Annotated in this window: 15 protein-coding genes and 1 pseudogene; 10 read left to right on the top strand and 6 right to left on the bottom strand. The window is 67.4% G+C overall.

What is annotated here, in order from left to right; translation table 11 throughout:
* Nucleotides 1–2: 2 nt before the first annotated feature.
* Nucleotides 3–1070 (bottom strand): alpha/beta hydrolase, encoded by a 1068-nt coding sequence (locus ACNFJ7_RS06925; RefSeq protein ID WP_236704408.1) that lies wholly within the window; start codon nucleotides 1068–1070, stop codon nucleotides 3–5.
* Between the two features lie 187 nt (nucleotides 1071–1257).
* Here ACNFJ7_RS06925 and ACNFJ7_RS06920 point away from each other — a divergent pair, with 187 nt between their 5' ends.
* Nucleotides 1258–2262 carry a LacI family DNA-binding transcriptional regulator gene (locus ACNFJ7_RS06920; protein WP_019368028.1) on the top strand — a complete coding sequence of 335 codons (1005 nt, stop codon included), beginning with the start codon at nucleotides 1258–1260 and terminating at the stop codon, nucleotides 2260–2262.
* A 6-nt stretch (nucleotides 2263–2268) separates the two neighbouring features.
* Here ACNFJ7_RS06920 and ACNFJ7_RS06915 read toward each other — a convergent pair whose 3' ends face one another.
* Nucleotides 2269–3432, bottom strand: a complete 1164-nt coding sequence (locus ACNFJ7_RS06915; RefSeq protein WP_019368029.1) for a glycoside hydrolase family 68 protein — start codon at nucleotides 3430–3432, stop codon at nucleotides 2269–2271.
* Nucleotides 3433–3545: 113 nt separating this feature from the next.
* Here ACNFJ7_RS06915 and ACNFJ7_RS06910 point away from each other — a divergent pair, with 113 nt between their 5' ends.
* The 7 genes and pseudogenes from ACNFJ7_RS06910 to ACNFJ7_RS06880 form a co-directional block, all read left to right on the top strand.
* The gene (locus ACNFJ7_RS06910) at nucleotides 3546–4463 is read left to right on the top strand and encodes an alpha/beta hydrolase (RefSeq protein ID WP_019368030.1); all 918 of its coding nucleotides are present in this window, start codon (nucleotides 3546–3548) and stop codon (nucleotides 4461–4463) included.
* A gap of 93 nt (nucleotides 4464–4556) precedes the next feature.
* On the top strand, nucleotides 4557–5705 hold the full coding sequence (locus tag ACNFJ7_RS06905; RefSeq protein ID WP_058805411.1) for a helix-turn-helix transcriptional regulator: 1149 nt from the start codon (nucleotides 4557–4559) through the stop codon (nucleotides 5703–5705).
* A 180-nt stretch (nucleotides 5706–5885) separates the two neighbouring features.
* Nucleotides 5886–7088 (top strand): serine hydrolase, encoded by a 1203-nt coding sequence (locus ACNFJ7_RS06900; RefSeq protein ID WP_019368032.1) that lies wholly within the window; start codon nucleotides 5886–5888, stop codon nucleotides 7086–7088.
* Nucleotides 7089–7110: 22 nt separating this feature from the next.
* Nucleotides 7111–9318 (top strand): TonB-dependent receptor, encoded by a 2208-nt coding sequence (locus ACNFJ7_RS06895; protein WP_019368033.1) that lies wholly within the window; start codon nucleotides 7111–7113, stop codon nucleotides 9316–9318.
* 139 nt (nucleotides 9319–9457) lie between these two features.
* Complete coding sequence (locus ACNFJ7_RS06890; protein WP_019368034.1) at nucleotides 9458–11836, top strand: TonB-dependent receptor plug domain-containing protein; 2379 nt, start codon at nucleotides 9458–9460, stop codon at nucleotides 11834–11836.
* On the top strand, nucleotides 11836–13110 hold the full coding sequence (locus ACNFJ7_RS06885; protein WP_019368035.1) for an aminotransferase class V-fold PLP-dependent enzyme: 1275 nt from the start codon (nucleotides 11836–11838) through the stop codon (nucleotides 13108–13110). The genes ACNFJ7_RS06890 and ACNFJ7_RS06885 overlap by 1 nt, the downstream gene beginning before the upstream one ends.
* 55 nt (nucleotides 13111–13165) lie before the next feature.
* A pseudogene (locus ACNFJ7_RS06880) lies at nucleotides 13166–14395 on the top strand (MFS transporter); the annotation flags it as partial.
* 101 nt (nucleotides 14396–14496) lie between these two features.
* Here ACNFJ7_RS06880 and ACNFJ7_RS06875 read toward each other — a convergent pair.
* The 3 genes from ACNFJ7_RS06875 to ACNFJ7_RS06865 are packed head-to-tail and all read right to left on the bottom strand — an operon-like array spanning nucleotide 14497 to nucleotide 19170.
* The gene (locus ACNFJ7_RS06875; protein ID WP_236704407.1) at nucleotides 14497–15474 is read right to left on the bottom strand and encodes a nuclease; all 978 of its coding nucleotides are present in this window, start codon (nucleotides 15472–15474) and stop codon (nucleotides 14497–14499) included.
* Nucleotides 15475–15493: 19 nt separating this feature from the next.
* Nucleotides 15494–16669 carry a YdcF family protein gene (locus tag ACNFJ7_RS06870; protein WP_019368038.1) on the bottom strand — a complete coding sequence of 392 codons (1176 nt, stop codon included), beginning with the start codon at nucleotides 16667–16669 and terminating at the stop codon, nucleotides 15494–15496.
* Nucleotides 16669–19170, bottom strand: a complete 2502-nt coding sequence (locus ACNFJ7_RS06865) for a TonB-dependent receptor (protein WP_019368039.1) — start codon at nucleotides 19168–19170, stop codon at nucleotides 16669–16671. The genes ACNFJ7_RS06870 and ACNFJ7_RS06865 overlap by 1 nt, the downstream gene beginning before the upstream one ends.
* A gap of 119 nt (nucleotides 19171–19289) precedes the next feature.
* Between ACNFJ7_RS06865 and ACNFJ7_RS06860 the strand changes: the two genes are divergently transcribed.
* Nucleotides 19290–20423, top strand: a complete 1134-nt coding sequence (locus ACNFJ7_RS06860) for an ROK family transcriptional regulator (protein WP_019368040.1) — start codon at nucleotides 19290–19292, stop codon at nucleotides 20421–20423.
* Nucleotides 20424–20495: 72 nt separating this feature from the next.
* Here the strand turns inward: ACNFJ7_RS06860 and ACNFJ7_RS06855 are convergent, their stop codons facing one another.
* On the bottom strand, nucleotides 20496–21164 hold the full coding sequence (locus ACNFJ7_RS06855; protein ID WP_019368041.1) for a PEP-CTERM domain protein: 669 nt from the start codon (nucleotides 21162–21164) through the stop codon (nucleotides 20496–20498).
* A 264-nt stretch (nucleotides 21165–21428) separates the two neighbouring features.
* Between ACNFJ7_RS06855 and ACNFJ7_RS06850 the strand changes: the two genes are divergently transcribed.
* On the top strand, nucleotides 21429–24221 hold the full coding sequence (locus ACNFJ7_RS06850) for a Calx-beta domain-containing protein (RefSeq protein WP_019368042.1): 2793 nt from the start codon (nucleotides 21429–21431) through the stop codon (nucleotides 24219–24221).
* The last annotated feature ends 45 nt before the right edge of the window (nucleotides 24222–24266 follow it).

Below are 24266 nucleotides of genomic sequence, written 5' to 3'. Positions count from 1 at the left end.
GATCAGGCTACCTTAGCGAAGGCGGTGCGGAGTGCGGCTTTCCACGCCTGGGTGAATGCCTTGGATACCGCAGCGTCGGGCACGACGAAATCGAAGGCATGGAAGGCACCGGGAGAGACATGCAAGGCGGTTGGCACGCCGGCCTCGATCAGGCGACGGCCGAAATCCAGGTCCTCGTCGACGAACAGATCGAGCGCGCCGACGCCAATGAAGCTGGGTGGCAGGCCGGAAAGGTTAGGGGCGCGCGCCGGCACCGCTCCGGCGGGGACCTTGGCCGAACCCGCCGGCACGCCGAGAAACGCACTCCAGCCGAACGCATTCGCCTCCGCCGACCAGCCCACCGGCGCCAGATGCGGCGCAGGCTTGCGCGTGCTGCCAGTGCGATCGTCGAGCATCGGGTAGAGCAGGATCTGCTGGCACGGCTGCACGCCGCCGCGATCGCGCGCCAGCATCGTCACCATCGCGGCGAGCCCGCCCCCGGCGCTGCCGCCGAGCACGGCAATGCGGCTGGGATCGACGCCTAGTTCGGCGGCATTTTCCACCAGCCACGCAAAGACGGCGTAATTATCCTCCACCGGACCGGGGAAACGTGTTTCCGGTGAGAGGCGATAATCGACATTGACGACGACGCAGTCGAATTCGGCGGCGATCGTCTGGCAGAAGGCTGTCATGTTGCGGGCACGACCCGAGATCATGCCGCCGCCATGGATATGGAGGATCGCCGGGCAACGCGCGGGACGCGCGCGGACGCCGATCAGTTCGACGGAAACGTCGGGCGCACCCTTGGGACCGCGAACCGAGCGGATCTCGGCCGGTGGCGCGGGCGCGGGCAGGGGCGGCGGGGCCACCCACGCCGCCCGCAGGGCCGGCAGGCCTGCGCGGGTGAGTGGCGGGAAGCTCTGTCCCAGCATCGCCTGGGCGGCGGCGCGCAGTTCCGGATCGACCAAGTGCAACGGATCGCCTTTGCCCGCAGCCCGGGCGAGCAGCCCGCTGGGGGCACCGAGGGCCGTGGCGGCGCCAAGGCCGAGCAACCACCGATGAAGATCCCGCCGATCCAACTGCATCCTCATCCTCTTCCCTCGTGTGCCGCATCGTGCAACGTTTGTTTGCTGGGCGACTTGTGGAATCGATTGTGCATTGCTGCAATCGCTTTTTTCACCGATAGACTATCCGGCATGCGCCTGCTCTGGGCGGCGGGTTCCGGTGGTTGCATCGGCACGGTATCATGCCGAAATCACGAGTGCGAGCGGCGGGGGCATGTCGAACATCAAGAATTTGAAGGAATTCGCTCAACTGGCCGGGGTATCGACGGCGACGATCTCGCGCGCGCTGTCCGGCACGGGCCGGGTGAGCGAGGAGACGCGGCAACGGATCGCCACGTTGGCCGATCGGCTCGGCTATCAGCCGAACGTCACCGCCCGCAATTTGCGGACCCAGCGCACGATGACGATCGGCGTGCTGGTGCCGCTGGGCCATGAGGCGGCGCAGCATCTTTCCGACCCATTCTTCAATACGATGACTGGCTTCCTCGCCGATGCGCTGAGCGACCACGGCTATGACTTGCTGCTATCCCGCGTGCTGCCCAAAAGCGACCGGTGGCTGGACCGCTATATCGGGTCGGGCAAGGTGGACGGGATCATCGTGATCGGCCAGTCGACCGAGTTCGCGGTGATCGAGACGGTGTCGCGGCGGTATTTGCCGATGGTCGTGTGGGGTGGGCAAGTTTATGGGCAACATCATTGTTCCGTGGGATCGGACAATCGCGCGGGCGGTGCGCTGGCGGTACGCCATCTGATCGAGCGCGGTTGCCGCCGAATCGCCTTCGCCGGGCCGACGCGCGGACCGGAATTCGGCGAGCGCCTGCAGGGCGTGAAGCAGGTGCTGAACGAAGGCGGGCTGAGCGAGACGCTGATCGAGCTGCCGTCGCATTTCGAGCCCGAGGCGGCCTATGAAGACATTCTGCAGCAGCTGCGCGGCATCGCCGAGCTGCCGGACGGCATCGTCGCCGGATCGGACGTGACCGCGATCGGCGTGCTCCGCGCGCTGCACGAGCTGGACATCGACGTGCCGGGACGGGTGAAAGTGATCGGCTATGACGGGCTGCCGGTGGGCGCGCAGGTCTCGCCGCCGCTCACCACGGTGGACCAGCAGCTGCGACGCGGCGCCGGGATGATGGTGGAGCTGCTGCTGCGGCGGCTGGCCGGCGAGGCAACCGAAAGCCGGATGATCGAGCCCCAGCTGATCCTGCGCAGCTCCACCTGAGCGCCCTCACACGATCCGCGTGCGAGATCCCTCGAGGTTGAGACGGAAGAAGGGGGCGGGATAGCCCCCGAAGCGGGCGCGGCGCGCTGCCGTTTCGGCCACCGCGTCCATCCGTTGGACCTGTGGCAGATCGACGAAGCTGGTGACCCGCAGATCGCCCAGCACCCACCAGCTATAGGCCTGGAACGGCGCTTCCACAGGATTGGCGGCGACCAGGCCGGTGCCGTTCAGCGGCACGAACGGCCCGAGCGGCCCAGCGCCGACCATGCCGTACAGGCCCGTGGGGCCGACCGGTCCATCGGGCGCGAATACCTTCGCCTGGGTGGACCAGAACAGATAATAGCGCCCGCCGATGAAGCGCATATGCGGGCGTTCGAGTTCGTTGTTATAGCCATCGGCCGAGACGACGGGCGGCAGCAGGCGCCAGGAGTCGAGCGTCTCGTCGACCGCTTCGGCGACGCCGATCACGCCGTTCCAGGGAGAGGCGGACGCGGCGAGCGAGCCGGTGAAGAACAGGAACGATCGGCCGCTGGCGGGATCGCGGAACAGCGCGGGATCGCGCAGCGCCTTGATCGTGCCGGCCGCGCCTTCGCGCTGATCGACCCGCAGATACCAGCTGCCATCGGCGACGATGCTTTCGCAATGATCGCGATGCTCGCTGGCGACAAGCGTGTCACCGGCAAGCGACAGGCGGAAGCGCAGCTGGAACAGCCGCTGTTCGAAGCTGGTGCCGGTTTCGCCGCGACGGCCGGCGGCGGTGTAGAAGAGCGTGACGACCGACGTCGCCGGATCGAACAGCGCGCAGCCGGACCATTCGCGGCTGCCGGCGGACAGGCCGTCGGGCATAGCGGGGCCGTCGACATGCCACTGGTTTCCCTGTTCGCGCACCAGCCGAATGCGAGCGACGGCGTGGCGCGCTTCCGGATCGGGGTGCCACGGCGCGGTGAGCGCGAGCCATAGCCGGGCGCCGCCGAGCACGACCTGGCTACCGTCTTCGTGCTCGATCGGCCACATGTCCCACAGATCGAGTCCGTCGATCCGCCGCGTGGGCGCCAGCGCGAAGCGCGGGATGGCCAGCCCGGCGGGAATGGAATCCCTGTCCAGGCCCTGGCCCGTCCAGCGGGTGGGAACGACGGCCGTGGCATCCGGGCCCGGCGGCGATCGAAGCATGCGGCCTCCGCTGACGACTTGAACAAACGATTACGCAGACTATGCGCAGCTAAAGCGTTTGACGTCGCCCGGCAAGCGCCCTTTGCCGGGGGCGAGCAATACAAGGAACTGCGATGGCCCTGCAGCCGGTACCCGAGCCCCTGGATATCCCCGCCTCGCGCGTGCCGATCCCGGCGGGGTGGCATGAAGGCGAAGCGATCGGACTGTGGCCGGGCGTGCCGCCGGGCGGCAGCTTCGCCCAGGCACCACGCGCGCCCGAACTGCCGGAAAGCTTCCGCACCGGCATCGCCCGGCCGGAACTGCGGCTGTTTCGCCCGGCATCGCCCAATGGTGCGGCGCTGCTGGTGCTGCCCGGCGGCGGCTATGGCTTCGTGTCGATCCGCAACGAGGGGCTGGACATCGCCGAGGCGTTCTGCGCGCGCGGCTATGCCGTGTTCGTGCTCACCTATCGCCTCCCGGGCGAGGGCTGGTCGGCGCGTGCAGACGTGCCGCTACAGGATGCGCAGCGAGCGATGCGGCTGATCCGCGCGCGGGCCACAGCCGAGCGATTCGACCCGCAGACGGTGGCGGTGCTGGGCTTTTCGGCCGGCGGGCACCTGGCCGCCTCGTTGCTGACCGGCGCGGAGGAGGCGCTGTATGCGCCGGTGGATGCGGCGGACGCACTGTCGCCGCTGCCGATGGCCGGCGGGCTGCTGTATCCCGTGGTGGCCATGGCAGGCCCGGCCGCGCATCCCGGTTCGCGCGCGGCGCTGCTGGGCCCCATGCCCGAAGCGGCGCTGATCGCCCGCCGATCGCCGGCCGACCGAATCAGCGCGGCGACCCCGCCGATGTTCGTGGCGCACGCGATGGACGACGCGCTGGTGCCCTATGGCAACGCCCTGCTGCTGGCCGAGGCGATGCAACGTGCCGGGCGGCCGGTGGAACTGCACCTGTTCCAGGAAGGCGGGCACGGCTTCGGCACGGGGCCGCGCAACGCCGGCGCTGGGCAATGGACCGCGCTGTTCGATGCATGGCTGCGGCGGATGCGCTGATACCGCACCGCACGGTTGGCGGCGCGTTTGTTATCGAATATAACTTTCTTGCCACGATGCCGCCACCAAGGCGGCCGGGACGGAGAGGGTGCCATGGAACGCGATTTCGCGACGCGAATTCTGCCTGCGCTGTACGGTTGTTGCGAGCATCCCGAGGGCTGGCGATCGGTGCTCGACGAGATTTGCAAGGGGGCGGGCGCGCGCAGCGCCGCGGTGCAAATCTATTCCCGTCGCGGCAATTGCTTGATCCATGGCTGGCAGGAGCGCGATTCCTATTCGCACGAGCATGCCGCCCTGCATGACCGCTGGATCAACAACCCGGACAATCCCCGGCTGACCATCGACCCGAGCCGCCTGCCGAGCACCGCCATGAGCGTCCTGACAGATCGGCAGCGGTTCGCGCAGGGTTCGCCGCAACTGGCCGAAACGCGGCGGCGGCTGGCGCAGATCGGGCTGCGCGGCGGAGCGGGCCTGCTGCTGGAGTTCGCGCCGCACCGCTATCTGAGCCTGATCCTGCACCGGCGGATCGAGGACGCCGACGCGCTGGAAACCTGCGACGTGCAACTGCTGGAAGCGCTGGGACCGCATCTGCACATGATGGCGCGGCTTTCGATGACGGTGCAGGCGGCGCAGGCGGCGGAAGCGGCGCTGGCCTGCGTGCTGGATCGGCTGCGCGCCGCGATCCTGCTGTGCACCGCCGATGGCGATGTGCGCTGGCACAACCGCGCCGCAGTGCGGATGACCGGCCAAGGCGCGCCGCTGCGGATCGTCGAAGGGCGGCTGCGCGCCCTCAGCCCCGAAGGCCGGGCGGGCCTGCGGCGGCTGCTCGCGACGGCGCAGGGCGCGGAGATCGCCTCCGCGACGATCGGCTGCGACGCGGGCGGGCAGGTGCAGGCGGTGGCGCTGCCGATCGACGCACTCGCCGCGAGCACCCCCTCTGGCATGTCGGGCAGCGGCAGCGAGGTTGCGCTGCTGCTGGTCGATCCAGCGCGGCCGCCGATCTTCTCCACGACGGCGGTAATGTCGCTGTTCGGGCTGACACCGGCCGAGGCGCAGCTGGCGATCGCGCTGTCGCACGGCCTGTCGCTGACCGAATATGCGGCGCGGCGCGGCGTTTCGGTGGGCACGGTACGCATCCAGAGCAAACGCATTCTCGACAAGACGGGCAGCCGTCGCCAGTCCGATCTGGTGGGCAAGCTCTATGCCTCTGCGCTGGGCCCGTTGCAGGGGCAGATCCACTAACGATCCGACGCCCGCATATCCCATTTGGGAGCCGCGGGCGGCGGGCCGCGCCGCCATCTTCACGCCTCTGACGAGTCGGCGACCGGCCGACCACAGCGAGGGGAGAGGTTGCGCGTGCGCAAGCCAGCAGGAGTTTTCACGTCGTTCGTTCTAGGTGCGCTGTGCCTGGCAGCACCGGTCATGGCCCAGCAGCGCCTGCCACCGGAATTGCAGGGCGAACCCGCTTCCGCCGTGCCGGTGGCGGTGCAGATCGCGCGCTGGCATATGCTGGACGGCGACATCAATGCGCTGACCTTCCGCAGCCTCGATCGGCTGTTCACGACGCGCACCGTCGCCCATGCCGGCATGCCCTGGCGGCTGCCGCGCGCCGATTCGCCGCTGGATTTCACCTACAGCTTCGGCGGGAAGACCTATCGCGCCGACGATTTCCTCGAGCGGACCTACACCAACGCCCTGCTGGTGATGAAGGACGGCAAGATCGTCAGCGAGATCTATCGCAACAACAGCGACGAAAGCTCCCGCTTCATCGCCTGGTCGATGACCAAGTCGATCACCTCGCTGCTGATCGGCTGCGCACTGGGTGAGGGGCGGATCAAGTCAATCGACGATCCCGTCACCGCCTATCTGCCCGAGCTGAAGGGCGGCGGCTATGACGGGGTGACGATCCGCCAGATCCTGGAGATGCGATCGGGCGTCGACTATGAAGAGCGCTATGATTTTGCGCATCCGGGCGCCGCGGCGCGCAATCATATCGATGCGCTCGTCAAGAATGTCGTCCGCTTTGCCGATGCCGCGCGTACGATCAAGCGGGCCCACGCGCCGGGCAGCACCTTCCAGTACAAGACGCTGGATACCGCGGTGCTCGGCTGGCTGATCGAGCGGGTGAGCGGCACCACCGTCGCCGGCTATACCAGCCAGAAGCTGTGGGAGCCGATCGGCGCAGAGCACGATGCCTTCTACATCATGGACGGTCAGCCGGGCGCCGGCCGCGAGTTCAGCGGTGCCGGCTTCAACGCCACGCTGCGCGATTTCGCCAGGATCGGCCAGATGATGCTCGACGGCGGCAAGGCCGATGGCCGGCAGGTGATCCCGGCGGAATGGGTGCGGACCTCGACCGCGGCTTCCACCCCGGCCGACCCGAAGGCGCCGGGCCTTCCAACCGGCTATGCCATGCAGTGGTGGCTGCTCGACAATAGCGGTGCCTACGCCGCGCTGGGGCTGCAGGGCCAGTATATCTATGTCGACCCGCGCTCACGCACGGTGGTCGTCAAGATCAGCTATTTCCCGCCCGGACAGGAGATGGATGCGACGGCCGAGACCGGCGCCTTCCTGCAGGCGGCGGCCGCATGGAAGCCGCAACAAGCAGCAGAAATTACGAAATAACCATAATCGTGGGAGAGGGAAAATGAAGCACGTGTTGCTTGTCGGCGCGGCCGTGATCGGCTGCGCCGCGGGGATGCCTGCCGCTGCGCAGGAATCCGCCGCTCCGGCCGAGCCGGTGCTGCAGGCGGAGTCCGCGGGGCAGCTGGGCGAGATCGTCGTCACAGCCCAACGCCGCACCGAGAACCTTCAGAAGGTGCCGATTGCGGCGACGGCGCTCGATTCGGGCGAACTCAAAGCCAATGCGGTGGTCCGGCTAAACGATCTGCAGAACGCAACCCCCGCGCTGTCGATCACCGATGCCGGCATCACGTCTGCGATCAACATCCGCGGCATCGGCCTGGCCAGCAACTCGCCGAACGTGACGGCGGGCGTCGCCACCTATGTCGACGGGCTGTTCCAGCCGCCGATCGTGCAGGCCAACAGCTTTTACGATCTGGCGAGCGTGGAGGTGCTGCGCGGGCCGCAGGGCACGCTGGTGGGTAGCAACTCCACCGGTGGCGCGATCTTCATCAATTCGCGCAATCCCGACCTGAAGGACGTCAACGGCTATGTCGAGGGAAGCGGCGGCAACTGGGGCAATTACGGTGTGGAGGGCGCGCTCAACCTGCCGCTGGCGAGCAACCTGGCGGTGCGCGGCGCCGGTTTCTATCGCGGCCATGACAGCTATTTCACCGATGTCGGTCCGTTCGCCAACCAGGCCGGCAAGCTGGACGAGAAGGGCGGCCGCATCGGTGTGTTGTGGGAGCCCGGCAGCTTCCGCGCGCTGCTCAAGACGCAGATCAACGATCGCGATATCGGCGGCTATGCCTATCGCCCGATCGCCGGCACCGAATTCGGCGCCTTCCGGGAGGGGGACATCTATACGCTGAGCTTCGACACGCCGGTGGCGATCCGCGAAAAGGCGTTCATCGCCAGCCTGGAACTGCGCAAGGAATTTGCCGGCGGCGTGGTTCTGCGATCGATCAGCGGCTATCAGAACAAGAAGATCGAAGGCGTCAACGACATCGATGCCTCCCAGGCTCCGGTGAGCGCCGGCGGGGGCATTCGCGAGGATTATTATGCGCGGGAACGCCAGTACAGCCAGGAATTGAACCTGATCTCGCCAGGCGGCGGGCAGTTCGAATGGATCCTGGGCGGCTATTTCCAGCGCAACAAGATCGATGTGCGCATCCGCCAGACCCAGGCCGGCTTCCCCACAGACATCGACCCGGAGAACCGCCGCACCACGCTGGGCGTGTTCGCGCAGGCGAGCTATCGGATCGTGCCGGACGTGCAGGTCCAACTGGGCGGACGCTATTCGCACTACAGGGCAAGCGGCGAGGGCGCGGTGCGGATCGGCGCGGGCATTCCCGGATTTCCGGCGGGCGGCCTGGCCGTGGCGGACCTGGCTGGATCCCATGAGGACGGGCGCGTGACCGGCAAGGCGGCGATCAACTGGACGGTCAATCCCGACCATCTGCTCTATGCTTTTGTCGCGCGAGGCTACAAGCCGGGCGGGTTCAACACCGTGAATTCGAGGTTCCGGCCCGAAATGGTGTGGAACTACGAGGTCGGCTGGAAGGCGAGCCTGCTCGACCGGCATGTGCGTACCCAGCTATCGGCCTTCTACAACCGCTATGCGGACTTCCAGTTCGAGATCGTCGAGCCGAGCACCGGCTTCAACGGGGTGCAGAACCTGTCCAAGGGCACGATCAAGGGCGTCGAGGCGCAGCTGCAGAGCAAGTTCGGCGGGCTCAGTCTGGACGGCAACGTCGCCTATGTGCACTCGAACCTCGCGGGCTTGTCCTTCGTCAACACGCGGCGGATCCCATCGGGCACGTTGGGGCCGCAATGCCCGGCCGGCACGCCTTCCAGTCCGCCGCTGTGTTTCGACTATCGGCCGGCGATCATCACCACCGCGGGGGGCCCGAACCTCTATTCGCCCGAATGGACCTTTGGCGGCAGCATCGCCTATGCCTTCGCGCTGCCGGGCGAGCGGACGCTGACCCCGCGGATCAACTACAGCTATGTCGGGCCGCGCTTCACCTATCTGGCCTATTCGCCGGTTTCCGATCGCATCGCAGGCTATGGCCTGATGTCGGCGCTCGTCACGCTGCGCAGCGGCCGGTTTCACCTCGAAGCCTATGGCACCAATCTGACCGGAGAGCGCTATGTCAGCGGCCAGTTCGGCCTGCGCGAATTTTACGGCGCACCCCGCGAATATGGCCTCCGCGCGGGGTTCACCTTCTAGCAGTCGCGCGTACTTGGTATTGTATTGGTATTTTCATCGATCCGTCTTGGTCGTGTAGCCGGGGCGTCATGGCGGGCGCCTAGCGACCCGGCTTGAGAAGCGTCCCCACAGGACGCCCCGCCATCCAAGGGGACCATCGATGCATTTCCGCACCGGCAGCGCGCTCGTCGCGCTCCAGCTTTTCGCCATGCCTGCGGCGTTCGCACAGGCGCAGACCGACACTGCCGAGGCGGCCGCCGGCACGAGCGAGCAGATCGTGGTGACCGGCACACGCGATCGCGGGCGCACCCAGTTCGATACGCTGGCGCCCGTGGACGTGCTGTCAAACGCGATGCTGGAATCGAGCGTGTCGGGCGACCTGAACGATACGCTGGCGCAGCTGCTGCCCTCGTTCAACGTCCAGCGCCTGCCGGCCGCAGACGGGCAGGCCTTCGTCCGCCCCGCCAGCCTGCGCGGGCTTTCGGCCGACCAGACGCTCGTGCTCGTCAACGGCAAGCGATACCATCGCTCGGCGCTGCTCGGCACGCGCGGCGCACAGGCGCCCGATCTCGCCGGCATTCCAGGCCACGCGATCGGCCGCGTCGAAGTGCTGCGCGACGGCGCTTCGGCGCAATATGGATCGGATGCAATCGCCGGCGTGATCAACCTGCTGCTCGACGACAAGCCGGGCATGTCCGCTTTCGGCCAGGCATCGCGCTACTATGCCGGCGATGGCAACGAATATCAGTGGGGGTTGCGCGGCGGCCTGGCGCTGGGCGCGCGCGGCAGCATCGTCGTCACCGGGCAATATGATCATGCGGAGGCGACCTCGCGCACCCGCCAGCGCCCCGACGCGATCGCCTTCCAGGCGGCAAACCCGCAGCTGTCGGTGCCCAATCCGGTGCAGCGCTGGGGCCAACCCGACCAGGAGCGTGTCGGCGGATCGGTGAACGCGCATTATGACCTGGTGGACGACGCGACGCTCTATGCGTTCGGGACGCTGCAGAGCGGCGAGGGCGTGACCGACTTCAACTGGCGCAACCCGTCGAACACTGGTTCGGTGTACAATGCCAGCACCGCCTTTCCCGGCTTTTCGTTCGCCAAGCTGTATCCGGTGGGCTTTACCCCGCGATTCGGCACCCGTTTCGCTGATTATCAGGGCGTAACCGGGGTGCGCGGCGATGCCAGCGACCGTTTCCACTACGACCTGAGCGCATCGCAGGGGCAGAGCCGGATCGACTATACGCTGAACGAGAGTCTCAACGCGTCGCTTGGGCCGAACAGCCCGACCAGCTTCTATCTCGGCCGGCTCACGCAGCGCGAGTTCAACCTCAACGCCGACTTTGTCTATCGCCTGCCGGTGGGCATGGGCGCGCCGGTGAACGTCGCATTCGGCGGCGAGCGGCGCGTGGAAATCTATCGCGTCGGCGCCGGCGATCCGGCGTCTTATGCGGTCGGGCCCGGCGCAGCGACGGGCCTGGCGCCCAATGCCAACGGCTTTCCCGGATTCAGCCCCGCTCAGGCGGGCGAATGGAGCCAGCGCAGCTATGCCGGCTATGTCGATCTGGAATGGGCGCCGGTGCAGGCGCTGACGCTGGGCGCGGCCGGCCGCTACGAGGATTTCTCGGCATTCGGCGACACCTTTACCTACAAGCTGGCCGGCCGGTTCGAGCCAGTGCACGGGCTGGCGGCGCGGCTGACCTATTCCACCGGCTTCCGCGCGCCCACCCCGGCGCAGCTCAACACGCGGCAGGTGACGCAGGGGCTGGATACCCGCACGTTGCAGGTGTTCAACCAAGGCCGGCTTTCCCCCAGCGATCCGATCGCGGTGGCGCTGGGCGCCAAGCCGCTGACCCCGGAAAAGTCGCGCACCCTGACGGCAGGGCTGGTGGGCCAGACCGATTTCGGCCTGGGCGCGACGATCGACCTCTATCAGATCGACCTGGACGATCGGTTCGGCCAATCGGCCACCTTCGCGGTACCGGCGAGCTTCGCCAATCCCGATCGATTCACCTCGGTGAGCTATTTCACCAACGACTTCGATACGCGCACGCGCGGCATCGATGCGGTGCTGAGCTATGCCCGCCCGGTGGGGCCGGGCCGGGCGAATGTGAGCCTGGCCTATAACTACAACCAGACGCGGGTGCGCAGCGGCACGACCGCGGCGATCGCCAATGCCACCCAGCGCCGCATCTTCCAGGAGCGGCTGCCCCAGCACAATGCGACGGGCACGCTATCCTATGATGTCGGGCCCGTCGGCGTGATGCTGCGCGGCCGCTATTATGGCGCCTGGACCGACGTGACCGGCAACGCCACCGGCGAGCTGTTCCAGCGCTTCGGCAGCATCGCGCTGTTCGACGCATCGGTGAGCGTGCGCGTCGCCAAGGCGCTGACGCTGCGGGCGGGCGCGGAGAATCTGTTCGATACCTATCCGGCGGAGGCGACGAACCAGGCCAATCGCGGCCTGATCTACTCGCGCAACGCTCCCTATGATACCGATGGCGGCCAATATTATGGCCGGTTGGAGCTGCGCTTCTGATGACGGAACTGGATCGTCGTTCGCTGCTGGCGGGCGGGCTGGCGCTGCCGGCGCTTGGGCTTGGCACCGCGGCTGAGGCGGCGGACGACGATCGCTACTGGCGCGAGATCGCCGGCCAGTTCACGCCGCCCGCTGATGTGGTGCAGCTGGAGAACGGCAATTGGGGCATGATGCCGCGCCCGGTGTTCGAAGCCTATCAGGCGCAGCTGGCGCGCGTGAACCGCGACACCAGCTTCTATGCCCGGCGCGGCATGAACCGCGACCTGATCGCGGCGCGCGACGCGGCGGCGGCGGCGATGGGCGTCGGCGCGGACGAACTGGTGCTCACCCGCAACGCCACCGAGGCGCTGGAGACGCTGATTCTGGGTTATAACCGGCTGCAGCCCGGCGATGCGGTGCTCTATGCCGACCTGGATTACGACAGCGCGCAGGCGTGCATGGCGAGCCTCGCCCACCGACGGGGCGTGCAGGTGGTGAAGATCGACCTGCCCGAGCCTGCCACGCGCGCGGCGGTGATCGACGCCTATGCGGCGGCGCTGGCCGCCAACCCGCGGCTCAAGCTGATCCTGCTCACCCATCTCACCCATCGCACCGGACTGGTGCTGCCCGTGCGGGAGATCGCCGCGCTGGCGCGGGCACGTGGAGCCGACGTGATCGTCGATGCGGCGCACAGCTGGTGCCAGATCGATGTCGCCATCCCCGATCTCGACTGCGACTTCGTGGCGATCAACGGGCATAAATGGCTGGGTGCCCCGCTGGGCGTCGGCTTTCTGCACGTCCGCCGGGCCGCGCTGGGCAGAATCGACCGCCATCCCGCCAACGCGGCGGGCGGGCCGGATACGCTGTTCGCGCGGGTGCATCTCGGCACCTATGACTTCGCTGCGAGCCTGACCGTGCCGGCGGCGCTCGCCTTTCAGCAGGCGATCGGCAGCGCCCGGCGTGCCGCACGGCTGCGCGCGCTGCGTGACCGCTGGGTGGCGCGGGCGCGGCAGGTGCAGGGAATCGAGGTGCTGACGCCCGACGATCCGGCGGCACATGGCGCGATCACCGCGTTTCGGGTGCAGGGCGTTACCGCCAGTGGCGCCAATGCGGCGCTCGCCGGCCGGCTGCTCGAGCGGCATCGCATCTTCACTGTGCACCGCGACGGCATCGCGCGTGGTGCCTGTGTGCGGGTGACGCCTGCGCTGTTCAACACGCCCGCGGACATGGACCGGCTGGCCGCGGCGCTGCCCGATCTGGTGCAGTTCGCCCGCGACCGGGCGTCGCCAAACTGACATGTCGACGGCATAGGAGCGGCCATCCCGCCCCGCTCCCCAAACGCCGAGAAAGATGCCGCAAATCGCGACGCCCGCAACAGAAGGCCGATTGCTGGCCTATGCTACCGGCAATTTCGGCAAGGCGCTGGTGTTCGGCGGCGCGGATCTGACGATCCTGTTCCTGTTGACCGATGTGCTCGGCCTGGGTGGCGGCGAAGCGGCGGCGCTGATGCTGTTCGCCATCGCCGGCGACCTGATCTTCGACCTGCTCGCGGCGCGGCTGGTGATCCGCTGGCGGGCGGCCGGCAGAGGTTATTCCTGGGTCGTCGGCATCGCCGCGATGCCGTGCGGCGGCGCCTTCGCGCTGATCTATGCGATGCCGGCGCTGGGCATGCACCGCGCGGCGATGCTGGCGGTTGCGATCCTGGTGTTTCGCGGCGCCTATGCGCTGGTCGACGTGCCGCACAACGCGCTGATGGCGCAGGTGACCAGCGACAGCCGGGCGCGTGGGCGCGTATCGGGGTATCGGCTGTTGTTCAGCACCGCGGCCGCGCTTGCCATCGCGACGCTGCTGACGCCGCTGGTGCAGCAGGCGGGCCATAGCCGGCATTTTGGCGGGCTGGCGCTGACCGGACTAGCCGCCGGCCTGGCCTTTGCCCTGACCATGCTGCTGTGCGCCTGGGCATCGGGCGGGCAGGGACGTGGCGATCGCGGCCCGGCCGCGCTGCGCGGAGACGGCATCGCCGTGCCGCTGCGCGACCCGATGGTGCTCGCGATGGGCGCGCTGGCGCTGCTGACCGGCTTTGCCGCGCCGGCATTCGGGCGGATGCTGCTGTATCTGGGCACCTATGTCGTCGATCGTCCCGGCGCGGTGACGCTGCTGCTGGGGGCGCTGACGATCGGGCAGTTCGGCGGGGTGCTCGGCTGGACGGCGCTGACTCATCGGTTCAGCAAGAGCGGCCTGCTCGGCGCCGGCCATGCGGTGAGCGTGGTCGGCCTGGCGGGCTTCGGGCTGTGCCTGGGCTGGCCCGCCGGGCAGATGGCCGCCGCGGCCGTGATCGGCTTCGGCTTTGCCAGCGTGTTCATGCTGCCCTGGGGACTGCTGGCCGACGCGGTGGACGTGGTCGAATGGCGGCACGGGCGGCGGTTCGAGACCGGGCTGTTCGCCTTCTACCTGGTGCTGGTGAAGGCGAGCGGGGCGGCATCGACGGCGGCGATCGGCGGGGTGCTGAACGCCATAGGCTACACGCCCGGCGCGGCGCAGCCGATCGCGGTGCAGATCGGGATGCTGGGCCTGGGCCTGGGCCTGCCGCTGGTAGGCGGCGTGCTTGCGGTGCTGCTGCTCCGCCGGTTCACGCTCGATCACGGACGGCACGCGCGGCTGGTGCGGGCGTTGCGCCGGCGTCAGGCGGGTGCGGACCCGGTTTCCGGATTGAAGCGGGGATTGGAGAAATCGAGCGGGGAGGGCGTGACCTTGGCGGGCGCTACCGCGCTTTCCGCCCAGGCGCGGCAGAGCATGTCGCGCAGCATCGCAGCGCCTGCCGCCGTGCGTTCGTAGATCAGGCCGCGCACGTCGCGATCGGCGGGGTTGCCGAAGCCGTCGCGCTTTTCGAGTTGATAGACGGTCTCCAGCTTGTCGCCGGCGCGATCGAGAAAGGCGAGCACGGCATCGAACATGTCCCCCTCCCGGTGCGCCAGAGCGCCGATACGCGGCGCGACATCGGCGACGCTGAGGCCGATGGCATCGACAAAGCGGCTTTCGAACCGGCCATGGATGCTGCGGTCGCGGGTATAGCCATGGGGATTGGGCCCGATCCAGCCATCCGAATGGATCGAATCGTGCAGCGGTTGCGAACCGTCGCCGATATAATGGCCCAGCCGGATCACCTGGAAGGCGCAATGCTGTTCGGGCACCGCGGCATCCTCGCCCTTGGCCTGCGCGGCGCGCACCGCCCGCATGCAGACGATCAGCCGATCATAAGCTTCCATCGCCGCGTAGGGCAGCGTGCCGGTCCAGCGGACGTTGGTGCGCGCGGCGGCGGCCGGATCGCTGGCCTTGATCGTTTCGCGATGCTTGTAGAGCGCCAGGATGAACTCGAAGCGCGAGCGGGGGATCGGCTTCAGGAAGGCGAATTGCTCGCGGAACCAGCCATGGTTCGGATCCTCATCGATCTTCGAGAAGGATTCCGCATCGCCGCGCCAGGTATCCGGCAGCGAGGCCGAGGCGGCGATATAGTCGGCATAACGCTGCAGAAAGACCGGGCCGTCCTCGGGGATCGCCTGGAGCGCCGCGCGATCGATCACTGCATGGGCGGTGTTGCCCCAGGCATGGGCGATTGCGGGGCACAGCAGCAGGGCGGCGGCCAAAGCGAAGCGGCGCACGGCGGTTCCTTTCCGGCGATCAGGGATCGAGGGGATCGCGCGGATCGACGCGCTCCGAGGTGCGCGAGGGCACAAACACGAGTTCGGTGGGCGAGACCCGGCGGACGACGCGGCCGGGCTGGTAGCCGAGTTCGTCGGCGTTGCGATCGGTGAAGCGCTTGCTTTCGATATAGGCGCTTTGCAGCGGGTTGCAGACGATCACCGTCTCCATCGCCATCGGCGCGCCCATCCGCGCGAGCAGGCGGCTGGCGTTGCGCAGGTTGGTGGTGGTGTGGCGCGCATAGGGTTCGCTGACGATCGCCTCGGCCGGCACACCATAGCGTTCGATCAGCGCCTTGCGCATCTCGTCCGCCTCGGTGAACGGCGTCGCGCGCGGATGCGCGCGGCCGCCGGTGACGAGGATGAAGGCGATGTCGCCCTGGGCGAAGCGCTGCGCGGCGAGGCGCAGATGGTAGCGGCCGAACGGGCTGAGCGGTTCGCCTTCGATCTCCGGGCCGACGCCGGTGACGATCATTGCGCTGTAGCGATAGCGTCGCCAGTCGATCTTCTTCGCCCGCGCCAGCGCCGCGGTATTGGCGCCGGCCGCCAGCGGCTCATGGCCGATGGCATCGGTGCGCCCGCTGATGTCGAGCAGGGCGAGCGCATAGTCGATGCTGGGGTCGAGGCGCTGGGCCGAGCCGGTGCGCGGCGTATCGGTCAGCCAGTCGGCCGCCTGCAGCCGGGCGTTCTGATCCTGGGGACCGATCGGACCCGGCCCGTCGATCGCCGTGGTCGGGCGCCCGCCCAGCGCATAGGTGCGCACGATTTCGTTGATGCCGGCGATCTCGCGATTCGCCTGGCCGCCGATTCCGTCATCGGCCGCGGGGAGCGTGGCCACCGACGCAGCAGCCAGCCGCAGCGCCTGTGCCTCCTGCTCGTTCCACAGCAGTGCCTGGGCGCGGCAGGCCAGATCCCTGCCGCAGGCGGCGCGGCGTTCGCGCCGGGCGCGCAGCACCGCCTCTATGCCCGGGCCGCGCGCGATCCGCTCCAGCACCGCCGGGTCGTGCCCGGCGGCGTGGAACAGCGGAAAGAGCCGGGCGGACAGTGCCGCCAGCACCCGATCCCCCACCGGGGCGGCCGCAGCCGGGCCGGTGGCGAACAGGGCGACGGCAACCGCCACGACGGAAAGCAGCGCGCGCGCCGAGCGGGGTACCATCACCAGCTCCGGCTGACGATCAGGCGGAAGTTGCGGCCGAACAGCGGGCGGCCGTAGATCGCCTCGCGCGATCCCTGGCCGTCGAACTGATCGGTGCGCGTATTGCCTTCGGTGAGGCCATGGGCGTTGAACAGATTGTCGCCCACCACCTGGACGCGCCACGCGCCCCAATCGAGCGACGCGCCCGCGCCGGTCGTTTGATAGCCCGGCATGGCGGTGCGGTTGAACAGATCGACATAGCGGCGGCCGACCCATTCGAAGCGGCCGAACAGCGACACGCGCTTGTCGCCCAGATCGAAGTCGAAGCTCGGCCGCAGATTGCCGAAGAACTTGGCCTCGCGGATGATCTGGTTGCCGTTCACCGCGCTGGGATCTGCCCCGGAGGTGTTCTGCAGATTGGCATATTCCGGGTTCTGCCAGGTGACCGAGCCGTTCAGCGAGAACCAGCGAACCGGCACGACGCGGCCATCGACCTCGACGCCCTTGACCGAGGCTTCGCCGATGAACGGCAGCACCTGATCGTTCCGGCCAGTGACCGGGTTGAACGCCGCGAACGAGGCGTTGAACGGGTTGAACTTGGTGTAGAAGCCGGTCGCGTAGAGATAGTGCGGGCCGAAGCTGGCCTTCACCCCCGCTTCGAACTGGCGTGCCTTGGTCTTGACGATCGTGGGGTTGATGCCGCTGACCACGCCCATCTGCGGCGGCACTTCCAGCGTGGAGATGCGGCCATAGGCGCCGAGATTGCCGTTGAAATCGTAGTTCGCGCCGACGGTCCAGTTCGTCGCCTTGGGGCTGAGGCGCTGATCGAGCACCGCGCCGGTGAAGGCGCGCGTGGTATCGTCGGCGAGCGTGGTCGTGTCGCCCAGATTGACCTGGGTGGTCGGCATGGCGATGCCGCGATAGCGATAGCGCTCGGTGCGGATGCCGGCGTCGATCCGCAGGCCGGGTGCGACGTCCCAGGTGTCGTTGGCGTAGAAGGCGATCATCCGCGCATCGGCTTTGCCCTGGTTGAGCGTGGTGGTGTAGCGCAGGACGCCGTTCTGCGTGACCGAGCCGAGCACCGCACCGCTGGCCGAATAGGCGACCAGATCGAGCGTGCGTGGCTGGCCGCGGACTTCGATCAGCATGTCCTGATAGGCCTGTAGCAGCGTGTTGCCGTAGAAGGAGCCGTAGACGCCCACCCGCACGTCGTGCGTGCCGATACCGGTTTCGAACTTGCGGGTGACGCTGAGATCGCCCTGCACCGAATAGAAATCGGATTCGGACGCGCGATACTGACCCGACATGATAAGGCCGGACGCGCTGGACGGATCATATGGCGTCGCGCCGTTGGTGCCGGCAAAGGCATAGCCGAGCCGGGCGACGTTCGGGCCGAAGGCGGTGCGCGCCGCGGTGAGATAGCCGGCGGCGAAGCTGGTCGCATCGGCAGGGTTGGTGGTGGAGTAGAAGGCGTCGAAGCTCGACTTGCCCTTGGTGCCGCCCGCCTTGGCGGAGACCTGCCAGCCGTTGAAATCGGCCTCGTAATCGATCGCGGCGTTGAAGAAGCGCATGTGGCGACCGTCGGAAAGGTCGCGGTTCATGCCCTGCAGTACGCCGGCACCGTCGCGATACTTGATGTTGACGTTGCGCAGCGACGGCGAGTTCATCGTGCCGGTGAAGTAATCGATATAGCGATCGAGCGACACGGCGGGGTTGCGCGGATCGGCGATCGGAATCGGCAGATAGAAGACGTTGTGGTCGTTGACATATTCGGCCGAGACTTTGACGAAACCATTGTCCAGATCACGCTTCAGATTGGCGCGGATCTGGCCGCCCTTGTCGCTGGGGAAACCATTGTCGCGATAGCCGTCGTGCTGACGGACGAAGCCGCCGATCGCGAAATAGGTGCGATCGCCGAGCGGACCGGATTGCATCGCATCGAGCCGGAACAGGCCCGTGTCACCAAGCGTGACCTGCGCCTTGCCGCGCGCCTGCGGGCCACCGGACACGGTGATGTTGTTGGCGATCGCCGCGGCGCTGCTGGCGTAGATCGGCGCCGGGCCGCCGCGCACGATTTCGACTCGCTCCGTCATCAGATCGTAGCGATTCATGCCTTCGCCGGAATTGAAGAAGACGCCGTCGATCTCGTGATAGAGCGGCAGGCCATCCTGCTGGAAGATGAGATAGCCGCGATCGGTTGGGATGCCGCGAACGCGGGTGATGTTCTGCACCTCGCCGCCCGTCGCTTCGACCTGGATGCCGGGCACCGTGCCGAGCAGATCGGCGAAGCTCTTCGGCGCGATCTTCTGCACGTCTTCCTGGCTGAGCGAATTGATCGCGTAGGAAACGTCGAAGCGGCGCTGCGCACGGGCGGAGCCGGTGACGATAATGTCCGCGCCAGCTTCTTCCGCCGCCGGGGCGGGATCGCTGGCCGCGCTGCCACCGTCTTGGGCGAAGGAAGGTGCCGCAAGGATGCTGAGCGCGACGACCGCGCAGCCGAACGCGAGATGCTGCTTGTTCATGGAATTGCTCCCCCTGATTCTGTGAACCTGCGCCGCCGATGCGAGCCATGAATGACAGATTTATTTATTCCTGAGAAAATAAATCGCTGCGTTCGAGCCGCGCTGGTATAGGGCCACCGATGCGAACCCCCCCCTTCGTGCTGCTCGACGAGGAAAAGCGGCTGCTGTGGCAGTTGCGCACCGCCGGCCCGGAATCCCGCTCGGCGCTGGCGGACACGCTGCAGATCAGCAACAGTGCCATTTCGAAGCTGACCAAGACATTGGTGGGGCAGGGGCTGATCGAGGAACTACCGGCCGAGGCGGCGCCCGGGCGCGGGCGACCGACCGTGCCGCTGCGGATCTCGCCGGCGGGCGGCTATGCCGTCGGCCTGGCGATCCATGCCGGCATCCTGGAGATCGCGCTGGTCGATTATGCCGGCGGCGTGGTTTCACTGACCACCGAGAAGATCGAGCCGATCGACCCCGAACGCTTTGCCGGGCATGTCGATCGCCGGATCCACGAATTGGCAATCGAGCACCGGCTGCTCGGCAGCCGCATCTACGGCGTGGGCTTCAGCGTCCCCGGGCCAGCGCTTTCGCGTGACGGCAATCGCTGGCACATCGTGCGCAATCTGCCGGGCTGGAAGAACGCGCCGCTGCGCGACATCCTGGAAGACACGCTGCGGCTACCGGTGTGGATCGAAAATGACGCGACGGCGGCAGCGCTCGCCGAATATTATCTCGGTGGCCTGATCCGGCGCTGCACCACGGCGGTGGTGATCCTGCTGGGCCATGGCGTCGGGGCGGGGATCGTGCATGAGGGGCGGCTGATGCGCGGCGAATCGGGATGCGCCGGCGAGATCGGCATGTTCTATCCCGCGGCGGCCCCGCGGCCGACGACCCTGGACCTGATCGCCACGCTGCAGGCCGACGGATGCGACGTGCACTCGCTCGCCGATTTCGCCGAGGCGGCCGCCGGATATGAAGCGACGATCGCGCATTGGCAGGATCGGGCCGCCGATCAGCTGCTCCACACCATCAATTCGGCATTGGCGTGGCTTGATCCGGGGGCGATCCGCCTGATGAGCCCGCTGCCCGGGCCTATCCTGGACGGGCTGGCGGATCGGCTGAACTGCCGCGCGATCACCTGGGGCGACCATATCGCAGAGAGCGAGAAGGGGCGTTTCCGAATCGAGATATCGGCGCTGGGTGGAGCGGGATCGGCGCTGGGCGCGGCGCTGCTGCCCATCCATGCGTCGATCGCGCGGTGGTGAGGCGCTCGGTCCCGCCAGGCGGCGGCGCCGGTCACGGGGATCCGGCGCCGCATCGCGGGCTTGGAAGAGCGCTTAGCCGAACGTCAGCTGCGTGTTCCGGCGCCGATAGCGCATCGTGCCCCCGGCGAGCAGCACGCCGCCGATCAGCAGCGCCCAGCTTTCCGGCTCCGGCGCCGGGCTGGCGGTGGTGAAGCGGAAGCTGGCATCGCACCGGGCGGGCGTCGCGCGGCAGGTCGCGTCATTGACGTTGCGCTGGAGCAGATAGCCCGAGGCGTAGCCTTCGCCATTGCCGAAGGCGAGCGTGACATTGCTGCTGCCGCTGAGCACTACCGTGTAGGGATTGTTGGCGCTGACCGCGAGCGCGCCGGTGAACAGATCGGTGAAGCTGCCGACGCCGCGAAACACCAGGCCGGACAGCGCATATTGCTGGGTGAACAGCGCCGTCGCCGGCAGCGTCGCGCCCGCCGTCAGGACGCCCGCGTAGAGCGAAAGCGTTACGTTGCCGGTCGTGGCGCGAGTCGAGGAGCCGAAGCGGAAGCCGAGGCTGGTGAGATAGGATTGGGTGGGGGTGAAGACCTGGCCGATCGTGTCCGGCTGAAGGACCGAGGACAACGTGACCGTGCTGCTCGCCGTCGGGTTTACGGTGGTGGTGACCGGGTTGATGGTGACGACCGTAGCCGCCTGCGCGCCCGAGGCGCAGAGCGAGGCAAACAGAAGCGGCAGAGCCAGGTAACGATTCATCGGCAGTTTCCCCTTGTTCGAATGTCGCGTTCGAGTGACACGCCTATGTTGCACTACTGCGACGATTGGCGTGCAATTCTCGTTGCTTGCGCCGGCCGCGTGCGCGTGCGCCGAAGCCCCGAGCCTGCCACCGCATCGTTTTCATCGCGGTTTCATCCACTTGTCACAACGGCGTGGTTAGCCGAATGTTAACGATAGTCGAGGGGGAGGCCGTTCGCCATCTCCGCTCGCAACATCGGAATTGCAGGCACAGGGGGAAATTCGGTGAGCGCGACATATTGGAATCTGGCAGGCGGCGACCTGGTGCAGGATTGGTCGAGCACCAATCTGCTGAACACCAATGATAGCTGGGACAATGTGCCGAGCATCGTCGGCTTCCGCGGCGATGGGCTGACCAGCCGGACCGGTACCGATCCCCGCACGATCACCGCAAGCAGCGGCGTCGTCGACGTGAACACCAACCAGACCAATCCGCTAACCTTCAATACCGGCGGTGTGACCGAATTCCAGATTTCCAACCCGGTGGTTGCGCTGACCGGATCAGGCACCGCGACGGCACCCTATCTGGCGTTCTACCTCGACGCGACCGGACGCAGCGACGTTACGCTCTCGTTCCTGCTGCGCGACCTGGAAAGCGGGCCTGACAATTCGGTGCAGCAGGTTGCCGTGCAGTATCGCCTGGACGACAGTAGCCCCTGGCAGAATGTTCCCGGCGGCTATGTCGCCGACGCGACCGGCGGACCGAGCAGCGCCAACCCGCTGCTGGAGACGCCGGTGAGCGTGACGCTTCCGTCGGATGCGAACAACGCCGCGACGCTGCAGGTGCGGATCATCACCACCAATGCGGCCGGCAATGACGAATGGGTGGGTATCGACGACATCCGCGTGAGCAGCGCCGGATCGGTGGCTGCACCGGGAACGCTGAGCATCGCCGACGCCGCCGTCACCGAAGGCGATGGCGGGTCGCAGAGCATCGACTTCACGGTGTCGCGAATCGGCGGCGCCGCCGGTGCGGTGGAGGCGACCTATACCATCACGCTGCCCGGCGGCTCCGGCGGTGCAAGCGGAAGCGATTTCGGCCCGATCACTCTGACCGGAACCGTGCAGTTCGCCAGCGGCCAGACGACCGCCACGATCTCGCTGCCCGTGCTCGGCGACCTCGCACCCGAGCCCAACGAAACGTTCAGCATCACGCTGTCCAACCCCACCGGCGGCGCGGCGATCGACCGCGCCACGGCGATCGGCACGATCCTGAACGACGATGTGCTGCCGCTGCTGATCGGCGAAATCCAGGGCGAGGGGCACCGTTCGGCCTATGAGGGCCAGAAGATCATCACCAGCGGGATCGTGACCGCGGTGGACAGCAATGGCTTCTACCTGCAGGACCTGGGTGACGACAATGCGCGTACCAGCGACGCCGTATTCGTGTTCACCAGCACCGCACCCGACGTGTTCGTCGGCGATTCGGTGGCCGTGCAGGCAACGGTAAGCGAGTATCGCGCCGGCACCGGCGGCCTGACCATCACCGAACTGACCGCGCCCACCATCGAACTGCTCGGCTATGGCTATGACCTGCCCGAAGCGGTGCTGATCGGCCAGGGCGGCCTGACCCCGCCCAGCCAAGTGATCGATAACGATGGGCTGACAACCTACGATCCCACCACCGACGGAATCGATTTCTGGGAATCGGTGGAAGGGATGCGGGTTACGATCGACAATCCGCTGGTCGTTTCCAACACCACCACCGACAGCTTTGCCGAGACGGACGTGGTCGCCTCGCTCGGCCAGGGTGCTACCGGCGTGAACGATCGCGGCAGCATCACCATTTCCAAGGGCGACTTCAACCCCGAGAAGATCCAGCTGCAGGGCGACAGCACGATCTTCGACGGCTTCACGGCTGGCTATTCGATCGGCGACCAACTGAGCAGCGTGACCGGCGTCGTGAACTATGCCGCCGCGCGCTACGAAGTAATCGTCACCGAAGCGGTGACGGTGACCAAGGACGTGACGCTCGCCAAGGAAGTGTCGGCGCTAGCCGGCGGCGCGAACCAGCTGACGCTGGCGACGTACAATGTCGAGAATCTCGATCCTTCGGATACCAAGTTCGACGTGCTGGCGAGCAACATCGTGTACAATCTGCGCGCGCCGGACATTCTGGCGCTGCAGGAGATTCAGGACGCCGACGGCGCAGGCCGGGGATCCAACCTGTCGGGCGTCGCCACGGCGCAAGAGCTGATCGACGCGATCTACGCGATCAGCGGCGCGCGCTACGGCTATGTGGAGGTCGCACCGGATACCGCGAATTCGACGGGCGGCGAGCCCAACGGCAATATCCGCAACGGCTATCTCTACAATCTCGATCGCGTCTCCTATGTCGAGGGCAGCGCCGAGCTGATCACCGGTTCGGCCTATGCCAACAGCCGCAAGCCGCTGGTCGCGCAATTCGAATTCAACGGCGAAACGATCACGACGATCAACGTCCACTTCACCTCGCGCGGGGGCAGCGATCCGCTGTGGGGCGCAACCCAGCCGCCGGCCGATGCGGGCGATGCCTCGCGCACAGCCCAGGCGGCGGGCGTGAAAGCCTATATCAACGAGCATCTCGCCGACAATCCGGACCTGAACATCGCGGTGCTGGGCGACTGGAACGGCTTTGCCTGGGAGGACGCGCAGACCCAGCTGACCGATCCCGCCAAGGGCGGCGTGCTGACCGACCTGGCTACCGCGCTGCTGCCCAGCGAGGAGCGCTACAGCTATATGTTCGAAGGCAACGCCCAGCAGCTCGACCATATCCTGGTCACGGGCGGGCTGGCGAGCAAGGCAAGCTACGACGCGGTGCACATCAACGCGCAGTTTGACGGTGATCGCCCGACCGATCACGATCCGCAACTGGCACTGTTCGACTTCGGCGTCGCGACGCCGCAGGTGACGCAGACGATGCTGGCCGACAGCGACGGTTCGGTTGCGGCGTGGAGCGCATCGCAGCCGGGCATCGATGCCGATGGCGGGCAGTGGATGCACGCGATGATGTTGGCTGATCACGCGGTGTTCGCCTAAATCCCCGTCGCCGTCCGGAACCGTTCCGGGCGGCGGCCCGGGCAG

The sequence above is a fragment of the Sphingomonas sp. HT-1 genome, from assembly GCF_048568905.1.
Classification (GTDB): domain Bacteria; phylum Pseudomonadota; class Alphaproteobacteria; order Sphingomonadales; family Sphingomonadaceae; genus Sphingomonas.
The sequence above is the reverse complement of the archived record's forward strand: the minus strand, read 5'-3'. Positions and strand labels throughout refer to the sequence as shown.

Excerpts from the sequence above, each read along its gene's own strand:
- ACNFJ7_RS06925 (WP_236704408.1), bottom strand. The coding sequence starts at position 1,070 with ATGAGGATGCAGTTGGATCGGCGGGATCTTCATCGGTGGTTGCTCGGC.
- ACNFJ7_RS06920 (WP_019368028.1), top strand. The coding sequence starts at position 1,258 with ATGTCGAACATCAAGAATTTGAAGGAATTCGCTCAACTGGCCGGGGTA.
- ACNFJ7_RS06915 (WP_019368029.1), bottom strand. The coding sequence starts at position 3,432 with ATGCTTCGATCGCCGCCGGGCCCGGATGCCACGGCCGTCGTTCCCACC.
- ACNFJ7_RS06910 (WP_019368030.1), top strand. The coding sequence starts at position 3,546 with ATGGCCCTGCAGCCGGTACCCGAGCCCCTGGATATCCCCGCCTCGCGC.
- ACNFJ7_RS06905 (WP_058805411.1), top strand. The coding sequence starts at position 4,557 with ATGGAACGCGATTTCGCGACGCGAATTCTGCCTGCGCTGTACGGTTGT.
- ACNFJ7_RS06900 (WP_019368032.1), top strand. The coding sequence starts at position 5,886 with ATGGCCCAGCAGCGCCTGCCACCGGAATTGCAGGGCGAACCCGCTTCC.
- ACNFJ7_RS06895 (WP_019368033.1), top strand. The coding sequence starts at position 7,111 with ATGAAGCACGTGTTGCTTGTCGGCGCGGCCGTGATCGGCTGCGCCGCG.
- ACNFJ7_RS06890 (WP_019368034.1), top strand. The coding sequence starts at position 9,458 with ATGCATTTCCGCACCGGCAGCGCGCTCGTCGCGCTCCAGCTTTTCGCC.
- ACNFJ7_RS06885 (WP_019368035.1), top strand. The coding sequence starts at position 11,836 with ATGACGGAACTGGATCGTCGTTCGCTGCTGGCGGGCGGGCTGGCGCTG.
- ACNFJ7_RS06870 (WP_019368038.1), bottom strand. The coding sequence starts at position 16,669 with ATGGTACCCCGCTCGGCGCGCGCGCTGCTTTCCGTCGTGGCGGTTGCC.
- ACNFJ7_RS06865 (WP_019368039.1), bottom strand. The coding sequence starts at position 19,170 with ATGAACAAGCAGCATCTCGCGTTCGGCTGCGCGGTCGTCGCGCTCAGC.
- ACNFJ7_RS06860 (WP_019368040.1), top strand. The coding sequence starts at position 19,290 with ATGCGAACCCCCCCCTTCGTGCTGCTCGACGAGGAAAAGCGGCTGCTG.
- ACNFJ7_RS06855 (WP_019368041.1), bottom strand. The coding sequence starts at position 21,164 with ATGAATCGTTACCTGGCTCTGCCGCTTCTGTTTGCCTCGCTCTGCGCC.